Source organism: Mariniflexile ostreae (assembly GCF_042427585.1).
Classification (GTDB): domain Bacteria; phylum Bacteroidota; class Bacteroidia; order Flavobacteriales; family Flavobacteriaceae; genus Pseudalgibacter; species Pseudalgibacter ostreae.
Window position 1 is genome coordinate 18,277 of record NZ_JBHMFC010000021.1, and the last position, 16,791, is coordinate 35,067.

The 16,791-nt window shown below is 35.5% G+C and carries 12 protein-coding genes; 9 read left to right on the forward strand and 3 right to left on the reverse strand.

What is annotated here, in order from left to right; all coding sequences use genetic code 11:
- Positions 1-194: 194 nt before the first annotated feature.
- Both ACFFU9_RS06760 and ACFFU9_RS06765 read right to left on the reverse strand, forming a co-directional pair.
- A complete protein-coding gene (locus ACFFU9_RS06760) occupies positions 195-2,444 on the reverse strand; it encodes a tetratricopeptide repeat protein (RefSeq protein ID WP_379860638.1) in 2,250 nt (749 codons plus the stop codon).
- Positions 2,445-2,559: 115 nt separating this feature from the next.
- Positions 2,560-2,796 (reverse strand): hypothetical protein, encoded by a 237-nt coding sequence (locus tag ACFFU9_RS06765; protein WP_379860639.1) that lies wholly within the window; start codon positions 2,794-2,796, stop codon positions 2,560-2,562.
- A gap of 203 nt (positions 2,797-2,999) precedes the next feature.
- On the opposite strand from ACFFU9_RS06765, the gene ACFFU9_RS06770 reads away from it, so the two are divergent.
- From ACFFU9_RS06770 to dnaK, 7 genes are all read left to right on the forward strand, one after another.
- Positions 3,000-4,955, forward strand: a complete 1,956-nt coding sequence (locus tag ACFFU9_RS06770; protein WP_379860640.1) for a peptidylprolyl isomerase — start codon at positions 3,000-3,002, stop codon at positions 4,953-4,955.
- Complete coding sequence (locus ACFFU9_RS06775) at positions 4,956-5,810, forward strand: peptidyl-prolyl cis-trans isomerase (protein WP_379860641.1); 855 nt, start codon at positions 4,956-4,958, stop codon at positions 5,808-5,810.
- The gene (locus ACFFU9_RS06780; RefSeq protein ID WP_379860642.1) at positions 5,773-7,224 is read left to right on the forward strand and encodes a peptidylprolyl isomerase; all 1,452 of its coding nucleotides are present in this window, start codon (positions 5,773-5,775) and stop codon (positions 7,222-7,224) included. The genes ACFFU9_RS06775 and ACFFU9_RS06780 overlap by 38 nt, the downstream gene beginning before the upstream one ends.
- A 114-nt stretch (positions 7,225-7,338) precedes the next feature.
- Positions 7,339-8,292 (forward strand): AAA family ATPase, encoded by a 954-nt coding sequence (locus ACFFU9_RS06785; protein WP_379860643.1) that lies wholly within the window; start codon positions 7,339-7,341, stop codon positions 8,290-8,292.
- Between the two features lie 321 nt (positions 8,293-8,613).
- The gene (locus ACFFU9_RS06790) at positions 8,614-10,884 is read left to right on the forward strand and encodes an aconitate hydratase (RefSeq protein WP_379860644.1); all 2,271 of its coding nucleotides are present in this window, start codon (positions 8,614-8,616) and stop codon (positions 10,882-10,884) included.
- A 138-nt stretch (positions 10,885-11,022) separates the two neighbouring features.
- Entirely contained in the window at positions 11,023-11,799 is a 777-nt protein-coding gene (gene mazG, locus ACFFU9_RS06795) for a nucleoside triphosphate pyrophosphohydrolase (protein WP_379860645.1), read from the forward strand.
- A 137-nt stretch (positions 11,800-11,936) separates the two neighbouring features.
- Complete coding sequence (gene dnaK, locus ACFFU9_RS06800) at positions 11,937-13,850, forward strand: molecular chaperone DnaK (RefSeq protein WP_379860646.1); 1,914 nt, start codon at positions 11,937-11,939, stop codon at positions 13,848-13,850.
- Positions 13,851-13,958: 108 nt separating this feature from the next.
- Here the strand turns inward: dnaK and ACFFU9_RS06805 are convergent, their stop codons facing one another.
- Positions 13,959-14,456 (reverse strand): nicotinate-nucleotide adenylyltransferase, encoded by a 498-nt coding sequence (locus tag ACFFU9_RS06805; RefSeq protein ID WP_379860647.1) that lies wholly within the window; start codon positions 14,454-14,456, stop codon positions 13,959-13,961.
- 174 nt (positions 14,457-14,630) lie between these two features.
- On the opposite strand from ACFFU9_RS06805, the gene ACFFU9_RS06810 reads away from it, so the two are divergent.
- Positions 14,631-15,578, forward strand: coding sequence for an NAD(P)H-dependent flavin oxidoreductase (locus ACFFU9_RS06810; RefSeq protein WP_379860648.1), 948 nt, complete (start codon positions 14,631-14,633; stop codon positions 15,576-15,578).
- A 90-nt stretch (positions 15,579-15,668) separates the two neighbouring features.
- Complete coding sequence (locus ACFFU9_RS06815; protein ID WP_379860649.1) at positions 15,669-16,559, forward strand: NHL repeat-containing protein; 891 nt, start codon at positions 15,669-15,671, stop codon at positions 16,557-16,559.
- Positions 16,560-16,791 lie beyond the last annotated feature (232 nt).

Genomic DNA, 16,791 nt, shown 5'->3' on the forward strand with positions numbered 1-16,791 from the left:
AATGCATTTTAATACACGAAATTACTTGAAATATTAGCTAGAAGCAAATTTAATACTATTTCTTAATTAAATGTTCACTATATGTCGAAACAGTCTTGTAATTTTTGAAAATTACAAGACTGTTTGTTATCTAATAAAGACTCTTATTATAAGCGTATTTGGCTACTTATTATCTTTAGGTTACAAATAAATTGCTATTTATTTAGACTTTGAAAAATCTGTTGATAATTTGCATTATTGGGGGCAATTTCTAAAAGTTTTCTGCCTGTATTATAAGCCGAATGGTCGTCTTTTAAATTAATTTCGCCCAGAAGCTTTACGTATAAGAGGTTTTCATTATCATGAAAAATAGTTAAGGCTTTGTTGAGCACTTCAACAGATTTTTTATACATGCCTTCAGCCTGTAGTTTTAAAGCATAATTATAATAAGCTCTTATGTTTTCTGGTTTTTTGTTAGAAGCCTCTCCTAAGTATTTTAAGGCATTTTTTGAATCTCCCAGTTCATTGTACAACAACCCTAACATATAATAAGAGTTACCGTAATCGGGTTCTTGCTCAATAACTTTTAAATAAAGCTCTTTCGCCTCTTCCATTTCGCCTTGTTTATAGAGCAATAAGGCTAAATTCATTCGGGATAAATTAAAAAGATTATCCATTTCAAATGCTTTTCTGTAGGCTTTAATAGCTAAGTCTGTTTCGCCTTTTATTTCATGGTACACCGCAATAGCGTGTTGTCCAGAACCAAAATCGGCTCCCATATCCAATTCTGTTAAGTATTCTTTTTCTGCTTTTTTAAATGCATTGCTATGGCTCATATCTGCCTTAATACTATTAAAATACTTTACTGCAGCTATTCTAACCATACGATTGGGGTCTTGTAATAAAGGTTCGATATCATTATAACGACTGGGGTCGTTTATTTTTTCAAAAGATCGTATGGTCTCACTTCTAACAAGAATTGAAGAATCCTTTAAAAAGCGCCTCAGATCGTTAACTTCATCTGGAGAAAGCGGGTTTTCGGTATAAAGAGACATAGCGGTTGCTCTTGCTAATTCAGGATAATGATCCTCTGATATTAGGGTTTTCCAAGCGCCTTGGTCGCCTTCATAACCTGCCAATAAATAATTTGAAAAATGATCAAGTCGGGTAGTGCCGTAATTTTCATTAACAAAGTCGCTGGCCCAAGTGGCACTTTTATCTGTATGGCAGCCATTACAAGCGTTTGGGGTGCCGTATTTCACAGTTTGATCAGGTCTTGGTACCCTAAAGCTATGGTCGTGTCTGAAATCATTGCCCATATAGAATTTCCCCGTCATGTGGCAGTTGATGCATTGTGCCCCTTGAGTGTTGTTTTCATGGAAATGGTGGGATGGGGTATCGTATTTGGGCTCATGACAGCTCATGCACAAGTTGTTCCCCGTTTTTTTGAGCTTCAAGGAATGTACATCATGGCAATCGTAACAGGCAACACCATGTTGGTACATTTTGCTTTGTACAAAAGATCCGTAAACATAATCTTCGTCTTTTATTTGTCCATCTAATTCATAGGTAGGGTAGGTATATAGGCTAGGGTTGTAATGATCTAAAAAATGACCGGTATAGTCAAATTTTTCTGTGAGCTGGGCTCTTCTGGAGTGGCATCTGGCACATTTTTGAACCAAGTCTTTTGAAGATTCATTGTTGCCCATATATAATTTAGGAGCTTCTGCATGGTCATCTGGATTCTTATAAAATGACACATGTTCACTAGCTGGGCCATGACAAGCTTCGCAACTAACGTTAATTTCACTATAAGTGGTATTGAACGTGCTGGTTTTCGAATCGTAATTTTTTACAAGGTTGGTAGAATGGCAATCGGCACACGCGGTATTCCATCGCATGGCACCCCCTGTCCAATTTATCCACTCGTCATGTGCTAAGTCTAAGTGAGGTTGGAGATGGAACCATTTGTTTTTTTCCGTGTCCCATGCCGTAATCAAACACTGGTAGGCACCATCAGGAAACTTTACAATGTACTGCTGCAAAGGAGCAATACCAAACGTGTAGATTATTTTATAATCCTGGTAGTCACCATTCTTATCTGCGGTATTGACATAAAAATCACCATCTTTTTTAAAGAAAGTGCTTTTTACCCCCATGTGTTCAAAAGTTGAATTATTAAAATCAGCTAAAATACTAGTAGAATCCGCTAATGCCATGGCTAGGTCGTGGTGAGAACCTTTCCAACTGTCGTATTCGGTTTTATGGCAATCGATACACGCCTCTTTTCCAACGAATGTAGCATGAACCTTATTATAGGCTGTTTCTTTTTTTGCTTGATACTTATCCTCTTTACAGGCAAAAGTTAAAAACACTAAAAATATAAAATAAGTGCTTTTTTTTAAAAGGCTAGGAGATTTTTTAATAAAGAGGTTTTTAAAAGAGATTATTAGGAAAAAGCGCATTAATAAGAGATTTATAAATAAAGGTTATTGCATTTTTTAAAAGTATTTGTTTTTTTGTGACTAAAAGCAAATTTTTGTCATGTGTTTTGTCGTTAAATTTTGTATAGTGCGCTATTTACAGCAAATAAACCTGGCCGCGATGTGGTTTTAAAGCATCTCTAATGGGTTTCATGGCAGCTTCATCCACCACTAAAAAAGCGATAGCATGAGAGTTATTTAGCGCTTCAGAACCCGTAATGTTAATATCAAGTTTTTCTAATAAGATATAGTCTTTTAAGTGGATTTCATGATGTTTTGCTATTTTAAGGCCGTCAGGGCCATAAAAATCCCATATAAGTTTTAATTTCCGCATATTTTAATAAGATTTTGATTTTCAAAACGAATGAAGCAAATATAAAGGATTTAGAAAAGGTAGTCGCTTAAATTAGAGCTACAAATGATTAAAAACGGGTATAATTAAATTTATTTTTTTTTCGGTAGTATAAGCAACTTGCATTATAACGAGATATTAGTATTTTTGCAAGAACCCAATAATGCTTTAATAGTTTTACATAAATGGATTTAAAATATATTTTAACATTTTTATTAGTATGCTTTTTGTTGCAAATAAAAGCGCAAACAGTTGATAAAACGGTGCTTTTTACTATTGATGATGCGCCTGTTTATACTTCAGAATTTCTTAGGGTTTACAACAAGAATCTTGATTTAGTACAAGATGAGTCTCAAAAAGATGTAGATGCATACCTAAGCCTTTTTATTAATTATAAATTGAAGTTAAAAGAAGCAAGAACTTTAGGCTTAGATACAAATAGTACGTATTTAAATGAGCTTGAGAGTTATAGAAAGCAATTGGTGAAGAGTTTTTTAACAGACTCTAAGGTAACCGATGCCTTGGTAAAAGAAGCCTATGAGAGGATTTCCCATGAGGTTAACGCTAATCATATTTTGGTTAGAGTTTCAGAAAATGCAAGTCCGAAAGATACATTAGAAGCATATAATAAGGCAATTAAGTTACGGGAACGGGCTTTAAAGGAAGGGTTTGAAGTTGTTAGAAAAGACGTTCACAATGGCCAAACTGTTTTTGGAGAAGTTTTGGGATACTTTAATGGATTTAAAATGGTGTATGAATTTGAAGATGTAGCTTATAATACAGAAGTAGGCGCAATTTCTATGCCTTTTAGAACCCGATTTGGATATCATTTTATAAAAGTATTTGATGTTAGAAAATCCAGGGGAGAAGTTACCGTAGCCCACATTATGATTAACAAGGTACAGGCCGATACTACCGCGGGCACAGCGAAAAGTAGAATTAATGAGATTTATAAAAAAATACAGCAAGGTGAGGATTTTGAGTCTTTGGCTAAACAGTTTTCAGAGGATAAAAACTCTGCCGTTAAAGGAGGTATAATGCCTGCTTTTACAGGCGGACAATTAAGTGCTCCAGAGTTTGAAGATGCTGCTTTTAGCTTGAAAGCGAAAGGAGATGTTTCGGCGCCCGTGCAATCTAAATTTGGGTGGCATATTATTAAGTTATATGATAAAAAGGCCATGCCAGCTTTTGAAAATATGGTTTCGGAACTGGAAACTAAGATAAAGCGCGACGATCGTTCTAAGGTGATAGATAATGCTTTGGTCTCGAAATTAAAAGAGGAATATCAAATACAAGATGTTGGGCCAGATTTGGAGTATTTTGTGTCTATTTTAAATGATGATTATTATAGTAGAACTTGGAAGCTTCCCACAGATTTTGATGGAACAAAACCATTGATTGCAATCAAAGAGAAGCAAGTTACTTATAATGATTTTGCAGAATTTTTGTTAGAAAGTCAAGGGCATATTAAAGCCAAGCTAGACTTTGAGAGACTTGTTGCACAAGAATATAACGCGTTTTTAGAAAAGCGCTTGAAGCAATATAAAGAAGGTAATCTTGAAAAAGAAAATGCAGAATTTGCACATACCTTAAATGAATATAGAGAAGGCCTATTGTTATTCGATTTAATGGAAAGTGCCATTTGGAATGTTTATAAAACAGACTCTATAGCTATTAAGGCGTTTTACGAGAGCCATAAAAAAAACTATCTTTTACCAGAACGGGTGGATGCTGTTATTGCATCTTCTGCCAATAAAAGAGTGGTAAAAAAGATTGGCAAACTTTTAGAGGGACATATGCTTCCAGAACAGATTAAAAATCTTGTTAATGCAGATGATGAAGTCAATGTGGTTTTTACTTCGGGTATTTTTGAAAAAGGACATCAAGCACTGCCTTCAAGATATACGTTTGAAAAAGGCATTTCAAAAGCATATAAACATAATAATGCATTCGTATTGGTTCAGGCAAAAGAGGTTTTTCCAGAAGGCTTAAAAACATTCGATGAAGCTAAAGGTCATGTGATCAGCGATTACCAAACTGCAAAAGAAAACGATTGGATCGAGCGTTTAAAAGAAAAATATAAGATCATTATCAATCAAGATGCTTTAAAACGCGTGAAAGCGCAAATTAAAAAACAATAAGTGCAAATTAAAACACACCTTTTATTATTTTCCTTAGTCTTGGTAACCTCTTGTAATTTTTTTAAGGAAACCGACGATCGTATTCCTGTGGCAAGAGTTAACGAAGCGTATCTCTATTATGATGATATTAAAAACCTGGTTTCAGAAGGAACATCAAAAGAAGATAGCACCTTATTGGTTCAAAATTTTATTAATCGTTGGGCTACTCAGCAACTATTTGTAGATGGGGCATTGCTTAATTTAAATGAAACGAAACAGGAAGCGTTCAATAAGTTGGTAAAACAATATAAAAACGATCTATACACCAAAGCTTATATTGAAGCCTTGGTTAAGAAAAGTATAGATACCTTGGTAACCGATGAAGAAGCAGCAAGGTACTATGAGCATAATAAAGAAGTTTTTAAATTAAATGAAGAGCTTATTAAGTTGCGCTATATTCATGTAAATGAAAATATTATTGATTTTCAGAATATTAAAAAACAATTTGAGCGGTTTAACCCTTCTGATAAGAAACAGTTAGATTCCATTGCTTTACAGTTTAAATCTTATTCTTTAAACGACTCTATTTGGGTTAAAGTGAGCCAAGTCATTAAAAAAATTCCAGCCGTTACTGTTGAAAATAAAAGTGAATTGTTAAAAAAATCTAATTTTATACAACTCAAAGATTCATTAGGAGTATATTTGATGCAAATTAATGATGTTTTATTACGGCACGACACAGCCCCTTTGGAGTATGTTAGAACAACTATAGATCAAATAGTCGTTAATAAAAGGAAGTTAGAACTCATCAGGCGTTTAGAAAAAGACATTACTAAAGATGCCATTAAAAATAAACAATTTGAAATTTACAATTAATTTGAAACAATTCGTAGTTTTTACGCTAACATTACTGTTTGTAAATGTTGCGATAGCCCAAGAAATCATTGAAGCAGCAGCTGTTGAAGAAGTGAAAAAGGCAGTAGATTCGGTGCCAGCTTTTAAGGCAAGAAAAGTAGATGGTGTCGCTGCCGTAGTTGGGGAGTACATTATATTGGAATCGGATATCGACAAAGCTTTTGTACAGTTAGAGGCACAGGGTGTAAATACTTCAGATATTCCACCATGTCAATTGTTTGGGAAGCTTTTGGAAGATAAACTTTATGCGCATCATGCCATTCAAGATAGTATTGTGGTGTCTGATGCTGAAATAAGAAGAAGTGTCGATTATCAAATAGATCAATTTTTGGAACAAGTAGGCAGTATGGAAAAGCTGGTTCAGTTCTATAAAAAGGACGACGAGGCCAGTATGCGGGAGGAAATGACCGAAATAAATAAAGCCCAAATGTTGGCGCAGCGTATGCAAGCCAAAATTGTAGAAGAAGTGGAGGTGACACCAGAAGAAGTTCGGGAGTTTTTTAATCGGATTCCGAAAGATGAGCGTCCTACATTTGGTACAGAATTAAAAGTAGCGCAAATAGTTGCGGAGCCAAAAATATCTGAAGAGGAAAAACAAAAAGTGATAGACCGTTTAAAAAGCTTTAAAGCCGATGTGGTTGAAAATGGTGCCAGTTTCCGTTCTAAGGTTGTGTTATATGGTGAAGATCCAGGGATGAAACAATCGGGGTATAAGTATACTCTAGATAGAAAAAAACCTAAAATGGTTAAAGAATTTAGGCAAGTGGCATTTGCACTTCAAGAAGGTGAAATTTCCGAACCTTTTGAAACCGATTTCGGATTCCATATCATTTATTTAGAAAAAATAAGAGGACAAGAATACGATGTAAGCCACATTCTTTTAAGACCTCGAGTTTCTACAGAAGCTGTGAATGAGGCAAAAGAGCGTTTAAATAAAGTAAGACAACGTATTATAGATGGTGATATTTCATTTGCAGATGCCGCACGCGAAGCCAGTGATGAGAAAGAAACCAGAAATGATGGAGGACAATTGATCAATCCTAAAACACAAGATTATAATTTTGAACTAACACGTATAGACCCCGAATTATATTCTCAAATCCAAAACTTAAAGGATGATGAAGTAAGCCTTGTTTTAAAGGAAGAGGATAGAATGGGAAAGGTGTTGTTTAAAATTTTAAAAGTTACCGATAGAATTGATGAGCATGAAGCAGATTACGCGAAGGATTATCTAAAAATTAAAGAGCAAGCGCTCAACGAGAAGCAGATAAAGGCGGTAGAAAAATGGCAAGCTACAAAAATAATGGATACCTATATTAAAATTAGTGAAGCGCATAGAGATTGCGAATTTTCTAGTAACTGGTTAAAGAATTAGCTTTTTAGAACCTAATAAATAAAAGATTTCTTTAGGTTCTAAAACCGCTTAAACCATTGTGAACACCAACAGATCTTATTCCACCTATCAATAGCAAAATCAAATATTAAAAATATGTCAGACGTCGCTGCGCTTAAACAGTTTGTTGAGAGATATAAAGATTTAAAAAACGAGATTGCTAAAGTTATTATAGGGCAAGATGAAGTGGTTAATCAAATATTGATTTCTGTTTTTTCGGGGGGTCATGCATTGCTTATTGGGGTTCCAGGTTTGGCAAAAACCTTAATGGTAAATACTATTGCTCAAGCTTTAGGTCTCGATTTTAAACGCATACAATTTACTCCCGATTTAATGCCCAGTGATATTCTTGGAAGTGAAATTCTGGATGAAAACCGTCATTTTAAATTTATTAAAGGCCCTGTGTTTGCTAATATAATATTAGCAGACGAAATTAATAGAACACCTCCCAAAACACAGGCAGCTCTTTTAGAGGCTATGCAAGAACGGTCGGTTACAGTTTCCGGACATCAATATAAATTGAATTTACCTTATTTTGTATTGGCCACTCAAAACCCTATTGAGCAAGAAGGAACCTATCCGTTGCCCGAAGCCCAATTGGATCGTTTTATGTTTGCCATCCATTTGGATTACCCCTCATTTGAAGAGGAGGTACAAGTGGTAAAAGCGACTACAAATGACCTGCAAACTACAGTTAAGGCTTTGTTTTCAGCACAGGATATTATAGATTTCCAGCGGGTTATCCGTCGCATTCCCGTAGCAGATAATGTTATAGAATATGCTGTTGCCATGGTTGGAAAAACGCGACCTAATAGCACTAAAGCCCCCAATTTAATAACCGAATATGTTGATTGGGGTGCGGGGCCCAGGGCTTCACAAAATCTTATTTTAGCCGCAAAGACCCATGCAGCAATACATGGAAAGTTTTCTCCAGATATTGAAAATGTACAAGCGGTTGCACATAGTATCCTAAGGCATAGAATTATTAAAAATTATAAAGCAGAGGCAGAAGGAGTTTCAGAAGCATCGATTATTAAAAGTCTGTTTTAGTATTAAAAGGTATTCAGGCTTAGCTCAAGTAAGTAGCTTTCATGAAAAACGATTTTAAAAATTAAAAAGACAGGAATGTATGCGTTATGTCCCTTCTATTTAAAGGCTTTATCATCGTAAGAATGGTTTCTAAAGTTAAAACCTTGCCAAATCGATAATTTTCACCTCAAAATTATATTAAAAAACAAATGATTTTAGCGTTTAATGTAACAATAATAAATTAATAGTCTACCTTACGGTATTACGGGGTTTATTTTAAAACTTTATATTAATTTCGTATTTTGCAATACTTTTAAGAACACAAAAATTAAATTAGAGCATATGGCATTTGACATTGACATGATTAAGGGTGTTTACACCAAAATGGCAGAACGTGTAGATAAAGCACGTGAGATTGTAGGGAAACCACTAACACTTTCTGAAAAAATTCTTTACTCCCACCTTTGGGAAGGTACTCCAACAAAACCATTTGAAAGAGGAAAAGATTATGTGGATTTCGCTCCAGATAGGATTGCATGTCAAGATGCAACTGCTCAAATGGCTCTATTACAGTTTATGCAAGCGGGGAAGCCTAAGGTTGCAGTGCCCACTACAGTGCATTGTGATCACTTAATTCAAGCTAAAGACGGTGCTGTTACCGATTTAAAGCATGCTAATGACGTAAGTAGTGAGGTCTTTAATTTTCTAGAGTCTGTATCTAATAAATATGGTATTGGCTTTTGGAAACCAGGAGCGGGTATTATACATCAAGTAGTTTTAGAAAATTATGCATTTCCAGGTGGAATGATGATCGGTACAGATTCACATACTGTAAATGCAGGTGGTTTAGGTATGGTGGCAATTGGTGTTGGTGGTGCAGATGCTGTCGATGTGATGGCAGGAATGGCTTGGGAATTAAAATTCCCAAAACTCATTGGTGTTAGATTAACAGGAAAACTATCTGGTTGGACAGCTCCAAAAGACGTGATATTGAAAGTAGCAGAAATTCTAACCGTAAAAGGTGGAACTGGTGCTATTGTTGAGTATTTTGGCCCAGGAGCAACGTCTATGTCTTGTACAGGAAAAGGAACTATTTGTAATATGGGTGCCGAAATTGGTGCTACAACATCTACATTTGGTTATGACGATTCTATGGAGCGTTACTTACGTGCCACAGAGAGAGCAGATGTTGCAGATGCTGCTAATGAAGTAAGGGAACACTTAACGGCCGATGCAGAAGTATATGAAAATCCTGAGCAGTATTTCGATCAGGTTATTGATATTGATTTATCTAAATTAGGCCCGCTTTTAAACGGTCCTTTTACACCAGACTTATCTACTACCGTTGGTAAGGAAATGTCTGAAAAAGCAAAAAACAACGATTGGCCACTTGTGGTTGAATGGGGATTAATAGGGTCGTGTACCAACTCGTCTTATGAAGATTTGTCTCGTGCCTCCTCTATAGCGCAACAGGCTTTGGATAAAGGCTTAAAAATGAAAGCAGAGCTTGGTATCAACCCTGGTTCTGAAAAAGTTCGTTATACAGCAGAGCGCGATGGTATTCTTAGCGTATTTGAGAAATTGGATGCAAAAATATTCACCAATGCTTGCGGACCATGTATTGGACAATGGGCAAGATATAGTGACCCTAAAAATGCACCCAAAAATAGTATTGTACACTCGTTCAATAGAAACTTTGCAAAACGTGCCGATGGTAACCCGAATACCCATGCTTTTGTAGCGTCTCCAGAAATTACAGCAGCCATAGCCATTGCAGGTCGTTTGGATTTTAATCCTATGACCGATACGTTGATTAATGAAGAAGGCCAAGAAGTGATGTTTGATGAGCCAACAGGATGGGAACTTCCTCCAAAAGGCTTTGATGTAAAAGATAATGGTTATTTAGCTCCTGAAGCAGATGGTAGCCATGTGAAAGTTTCGGTTAAAGAAGATTCAGAACGCTTACAGTTACTAACACCATTTACACCTATTGGCGACTCCATTACTGGTGCTAAATTATTGATTAAAGCGTTTGGGAAATGTACAACAGACCACATTTCTATGGCAGGTCCTTGGTTGCGCTTCCGTGGGCATTTAGATAACATAGCCAATAATACTTTGATAGGTGCAGTAAATGCGTTTAATCAAAAGACAAATTTTGTTAAAAATCAATTAACAGGAGCGTATGGTGGTGTGCCGGATGTACAACGTGAGTATAAAAAAGCAGGTATCGAAACCATAGTTGTAGGAGATCATAATTACGGTGAAGGGTCTTCTCGTGAGCATGCAGCAATGCAGCCAAGACATTTAGGTGTTGCCGCAGTTATTGTAAAATCGTTTGCACGTATTCACGAAACAAATTTAAAAAAGCAAGGCATGTTAGGATTAACATTTGCCAATGAAGCTGATTATGATTTGATTCAAGAAAATGATACCTTTAATTTCGTAGATTTAAATAAATTCTCTCCTAACGAACCCTTAACTTTAGAAGTGGTTCATGAAGACGGAACTAAGGATATGATTAAGTTGAATCATACGTATAATGCTGCACAAATTAAGTGGTACAAAGAAGGTTCTGCTTTAAATTTAATTAAAAAACAAAATGCAAAATAATCTAAATTAAATAGATTTAGATACAGTTTTAAAAGTCCAGTTCCTAGAACTGGACTTTTTGTTTTATGTCCTGCCTTTTACCCTAAGATATAATTGTATTTTTGCACGATATCCAGTCTTAAATAAAATATAAATACCATGAACTCTAGAGAAAACCAACTGCAAGCTTTTAATCGTTTATTAACTATAATGGATGAGTTGCGCGCACAATGCCCTTGGGATAAAAAACAGACCATGGAAAGCTTGCGCCATTTAACCATAGAAGAAACGTATGAGTTGGGTGATGCGATTTTGGATCAGGATTTAGATGAAGTTAAAAAAGAACTTGGCGATGTGTTATTGCATATCGTGTTCTATTCAAAGATAGGAAGTGAAACCCATGATTTCGATATTGCCGATGTTTGTAACAGCATATGCGAAAAGCTAATAAACCGTCATCCTCATATCTATGGTAATGTAAAAGTGGAAAATGAGGAGGATGTAAAAAGGAATTGGGAAAATATAAAACTGAAAGAAGGTAGAAAAAGTGTTTTGGAGGGAGTGCCCAAAAGCTTACCAGCCTTAGTAAAGGCCAATAGAATACAAGAGAAAGTAGCAGGGGTGGGGTTTGATTGGGAAGCACCAAATCAAGTTTGGGAAAAAGTAGAGGAAGAGCTGCAGGAGTTTAAAGCAGAAGTCGAGGCGGGTAACAAAGATGCCATGGAAAGCGAATTTGGCGATGTTTTATTTTCAATGATTAATTATGCTAGGTTTTTAAATATAAATCCAGAAAATGCCTTGGAGCGAACCAATAAGAAGTTTTCTAAACGTTTTCAATACCTAGAAGAAAAAGCTAAAGCCATTAATAAACCGCTTGAAGCTATGACTTTGGCCGAAATGGATGTGTTTTGGGAGGAAGCCAAGCGTTTTTCTTAAGTCATGATTAGCGTGTTTTTAAAATTAGAAAAAATATAAATTATGACAGCTTGTCAGTATTTATTTGTTGGCATAATGATTGTCTTATACAACACGACATTAAAAATAAACATTCAACAAAATAAAGTATAAATATTATGAGTAAAATAATTGGAATCGATTTAGGAACAACCAACTCTTGCGTGTCCGTAATGGAAGGTAACGAACCAGTTGTAATCCCAAATGCAGAAGGAAAAAGAACAACCCCATCTGTTATTGCGTTTGTAGAAGGTGGCGAAATTAAAGTAGGTGACCCAGCAAAACGTCAAGCAGTAACGAACCCAACAAAAACGGTTTCGTCTATTAAGCGTTTTATGGGTAACAAATATTCTGAATCAAATAACGAAGCAGGGCGTGTACCTTATAAAGTAGTAAAAGGTGATAACGATACCCCACGTGTCGATATTGATGGCCGTTTATATACGCCTCAAGAGTTATCTGCTATGATCCTTCAGAAAATGAAGAAAACTGCTGAAGATTACTTAGGAACCACGGTAACAGAAGCTGTTATTACGGTACCTGCTTATTTTAACGATAGTCAGCGTCAAGCTACTAAAGAAGCTGGTGAGATTGCAGGCTTAAAAGTTAGAAGAATTATTAACGAGCCTACCGCAGCAGCTTTGGCTTATGGTTTGGACAAAAAAGGAACAGATCAAAAAATTGTTGTTTTTGACTTTGGTGGTGGAACGCATGACGTGTCTATACTAGAGTTAGGCGACGGTGTATTTGAAGTGTTGTCTACAGAAGGTGATACCCATTTAGGTGGTGATGATGTGGATGAGAAAATTATCAACTGGTTGGCAGATGAATTTAACGCAGAAGAAGGTATGGATTTACGTAAAGATCCTATGTCGCTTCAACGTTTAAAAGAAGCTGCAGAAAAAGCAAAAATCGAGTTGTCGTCTTCATCACAAACAGAAATTAATTTACCTTATATTACGGCAACTGCAAGCGGGCCTAAGCACTTAGTACGTACGCTTACAAAATCGAAATTCGAACAATTGATTGACGATTTGGTAAAACGTACCATCGCACCTTGTGAATCGGCTTTAAAAGCAGCAGGTTTATCAAAAAGTGATATCGATGAAGTTATTTTGGTAGGTGGATCAACACGTATTCCAGCGGTTCAAGCAGCTGTAGAAAAATTCTTTGGAAAAACACCAAGTAAAGGTGTAAATGCTGACGAAGTAGTCTCTCTAGGAGCAGGAATCCAAGGTGGGGTATTATCTGGAGATGTTAAAGATGTCTTGCTTTTAGATGTTACGCCATTATCACTTGGTATTGAAACTATGGGTAATGTTATGACAAAGCTTATTGAAGCAAACACAACCATTCCTACTAAAAAATCTCAAATTTTCTCTACAGCGGCAGATAATCAACCATCTGTAGAAATCCATGTATTACAAGGAGAGCGTGCCATGGCCGCAGATAATAAGACTATTGGTCGCTTTCATTTAGATGGTATTCCTCCAGCACAACGTGGAACGCCACAAATTGAAGTAACTTTTGATATTGATGCCAATGGTATTATTCATGTTACAGCAGGCGATAAAGCAACAGGTAAAACGCAAGATATTCGTATTGAAGCATCTTCAGGATTAACTGAAGAAGAAATCCAAAAGATGAAAGCAGATGCAGAAGCGAACGCTGAAGCAGATAAATTGGCAAAAGAAAAAGCTGAGAAGTTAAATGCTGCAGATGCCATGATTTTCCAAACGGAAAGCCAACTTAAAGAATTTGGCGACAAATTATCTGATGATAAGAAAAAACCAATTGAAGAGGCTTTAGAAGAACTGAAGAAAGCTTATGAGACTAAGGATATCGCAGTTATTGATCCAGCTTTAGAGAAAATAAACGAAGCGTGGAAAGTTGCAAGCGAAGAGATGTATAAAGCACAAGCCGATGCAGGACAAGGTGGCGCAGGTGCTCCAGGACCTGATGCTGGCGCTAGCCAAAATAATGCTTCTGATAGCAATGACGTAGAAGATGTAGACTTCGAAGAGGTTAAGTAAGCTTGTCCGAAGTAACGGAAAAGCTCCTACATATTAATATAGAATTAAAAATGCAACCTTCCCAATGCTATTGGGAGGTTGCATTTTTTTTTTTGAGGCAAAAAAAATTCAAATAAAGTTACCTTTTTCGTCTGCTTTAATAGCTAAACTTTTTTCATCATTTACTAATCTTATTTTATAAAGTCTTTTGGTAACACCCTTTTCATTATGGTAATTTACATAATAAGTGTTGTTGATAATGGCCCAGTTTGGATACTTTTCCAAAATACCATAAATGACTTTTGAAGGTAATTTTACATTTTTATATTTTTCTTCAGTGCTTAGTAGGGTACCTTCATCATTGTAAGCAGCAATTATTTTTCCTTCTGGAAGACTAAAAGTTACCTGATAAGTTTCACCTCTTTCATATTCAAAACCAGAGTCTTTAATGTTGTATTTTAGAACTTCATTTTCTAATTTTTTAACAGGTAAAGCTACAGACTCAGTGTTTATAACATTAAGATAATTATGATTAGCAACAAGTTCAACTTCGGCTAATGCTATTTCTTGAGTAAACCCTTGGGTGGCAAATCCAAAAACAATTAAACCAAAAACTAAATTTTTCATAATATATAGTTAAGAATTATGATATAAAAATAAAAATTATAAACGCTACTTTACATGATAAAAGTCATGTAGTCAAGCTGTTAGGGTTTTTGACATGTTATGCATGCATAACATATTGACTATCAGGTACTATGCGTGCATAATATTTATTATATTTGTTAAAACCATTTTAAAATGAAACCCCAGCTAGCGGAACTTTTAAACATCAAACACCCCATTATCCAAGCCCCTATGTTTTTGGTATCTAATGTACACATGGTAAAGGAGGCCATGTATTCGGGAATAGCGGGCTGTATCCCAGCCTTAAACTATCGATCATTAGAAGCCTTACGAGAGGCTTTAAAAGAGCTTAAACAAGCAAAAGTGCCAGGGGGTGCTTATGGGTTTAATTTAATTGTGAATAAATCCAATTTAAAATATAAAGATCAATTACAGGTTATTTGCGAAGAAGGATGTGATTTTATCATAACATCTTTGGGAAGTCCTGAAAACACCATAAAAAAAGCGCACAAAGCAGGTATTAAAGTGTTTTGTGATGTGATAGATTTAAAGTTTGCCCAGAAAGTGGAGCGTTTAGGTGCAGATGCTATTATAGCTGTAAACAATGAAGCCGGTGGGCACCGTGGAGATCAATCGCCTAAGCAATTAATCACAACCTTGGTGGAATATTGTAATATCCCTATAATTTCAGCCGGTGGGGTAGGAAAAAAAACAGATATAGATACCATGATAAGCTATGGCGCATCAGGTGTTTCAATAGGGAGCCCCTTTATAGCCTCTGTTGAAGCGACTGTAACAGACGAATATAAACAAGCATGTATAGAATATGGCGCGAAGGATATTGTAATGACCGAACGTATTTCAGGAACACCATGTACCGTAATCAATACTCCTTATGTTCAGAAAATTGGCACAAAAGCCACTTGGTTGGAGTCTGTTTTGAACAAAAACAAAACTCTTAAAAAATGGGTGAAAATGATTCGGTTTTCAATAGGTATGCGCGCTACCGAGAAAGCGGCAAAGCAAGCTACTTATAAAACGGTTTGGGTAGCTGGACCCAGTATAGAGTATACAAAAGAAATTTTGCCTGTAAGAACTATTGTGGAGCGCTTGATTAATTAGTGAGGTGTTTTAACATCCGAACCATGCCTTAGAATATGAATTTTTCTGTATGTTTATAGATTCAATTACAATTTTTAAATTATCAATATTATGTGGTACAAATTATCAGTATTTTTTTGTTTTACGGCTCTCTTTTGTTTTTCATGTAAAGAAAATAAAAAAGCAGCACCTGTAGAAATAACTTCAAAAACAACTCCACCAAGTTTAGAGCTTATTTGGGAAACAGATTCTTTATTAACGACTTGTGAATCTGTTTTATATGATAAGAAATTAGATATTGCTTATGTTTCAAATATCCATAATGATCCTTGGAAAAAGGATGATAATGGTTTTATATCCACGATCAATAGTAAAGGAGAAATTTTAGAGTTAAAATGGATAGAGGGGCTTAGCGCTCCAAAAGGAATGGGTATGTATAATGGTAAACTATATGTTAATGATATTGATGATCTTGTAGAGATTGATATCGAAAAAAGAACAATTTTAAATAAATACACCATTGAAGGGGATCCACAATTAAATGATATTACGGTAAGTCCTGATGGTATTGTTTATAGTTCTGGCTCAAACTCTAATGCGGTTTATAAACTTGAAAAAGGAGAGATTTCTGTAGTTGCAACCGATAGCTCAGGAAGATTGAACGGATTGTTATGGCAAAAAGAAGCACTTTATTTTTTAAATTTTAAAACGCAAAATTTTGGAACGCTAGATTTGAAAACGCAAACATTTAAAACCCTTAACCCAGATATTGGGCAAGGTGATGGTATAGTGCGTTTAGAAAATGGTGATTTTATAACTTCAAGTTGGGAGGGCCAGTTGTTTTATATTCATGCTAAAGACTGGAGTAAAAGCCCGTTGCTCGATACTAGAGAGCAAGGTATTTATGCTGCCGATATCGATTATATACCAGAAACCCAAACCTTGCTTGTCCCTACTTTTTTCCATAACCGGGTGATGGCATATAAACTTAATTTTGAATAAGCATTTCTTAGAGTTTATAAATCGTTTTTAATAAACTTTTAGCACACCTCCTAATTTAACAGGAGATGTGCTTTTTTTTCTAACTTGTTTTGAAATAATTTTAGATTAAAAATTTACGATAAGCCTATTAACTGTTTCGAGCCTCTATAGCTTGTTGCAAATTTGTTGCTGTTTATCTGTTGATTTTCTAAACAACCATACAAAGAGTATTGGTTTTAATATATAATGATAT

Bases quoted from the DNA above. Each gene is read 5' to 3' on its own strand.
- ACFFU9_RS06760 (WP_379860638.1), bottom strand. From the start codon at position 2,444: ATGCGCTTTTTCCTAATAATCTCTTTTAAAAACCTCTTTATTAAAAAA.
- ACFFU9_RS06765 (WP_379860639.1), bottom strand. From the start codon at position 2,796: ATGCGGAAATTAAAACTTATATGGGATTTTTATGGCCCTGACGGCCTT.
- ACFFU9_RS06770 (WP_379860640.1), top strand. From the start codon at position 3,000: ATGGATTTAAAATATATTTTAACATTTTTATTAGTATGCTTTTTGTTG.
- ACFFU9_RS06780 (WP_379860642.1), top strand. From the start codon at position 5,773: ATGCCATTAAAAATAAACAATTTGAAATTTACAATTAATTTGAAACAA.
- ACFFU9_RS06785 (WP_379860643.1), top strand. From the start codon at position 7,339: ATGTCAGACGTCGCTGCGCTTAAACAGTTTGTTGAGAGATATAAAGAT.
- ACFFU9_RS06790 (WP_379860644.1), top strand. From the start codon at position 8,614: ATGGCATTTGACATTGACATGATTAAGGGTGTTTACACCAAAATGGCA.
- mazG (WP_379860645.1), top strand. From the start codon at position 11,023: ATGAACTCTAGAGAAAACCAACTGCAAGCTTTTAATCGTTTATTAACT.
- dnaK (WP_379860646.1), top strand. From the start codon at position 11,937: ATGAGTAAAATAATTGGAATCGATTTAGGAACAACCAACTCTTGCGTG.
- ACFFU9_RS06805 (WP_379860647.1), bottom strand. From the start codon at position 14,456: ATGAAAAATTTAGTTTTTGGTTTAATTGTTTTTGGATTTGCCACCCAA.
- ACFFU9_RS06810 (WP_379860648.1), top strand. From the start codon at position 14,631: ATGAAACCCCAGCTAGCGGAACTTTTAAACATCAAACACCCCATTATC.
- ACFFU9_RS06815 (WP_379860649.1), top strand. From the start codon at position 15,669: ATGTGGTACAAATTATCAGTATTTTTTTGTTTTACGGCTCTCTTTTGT.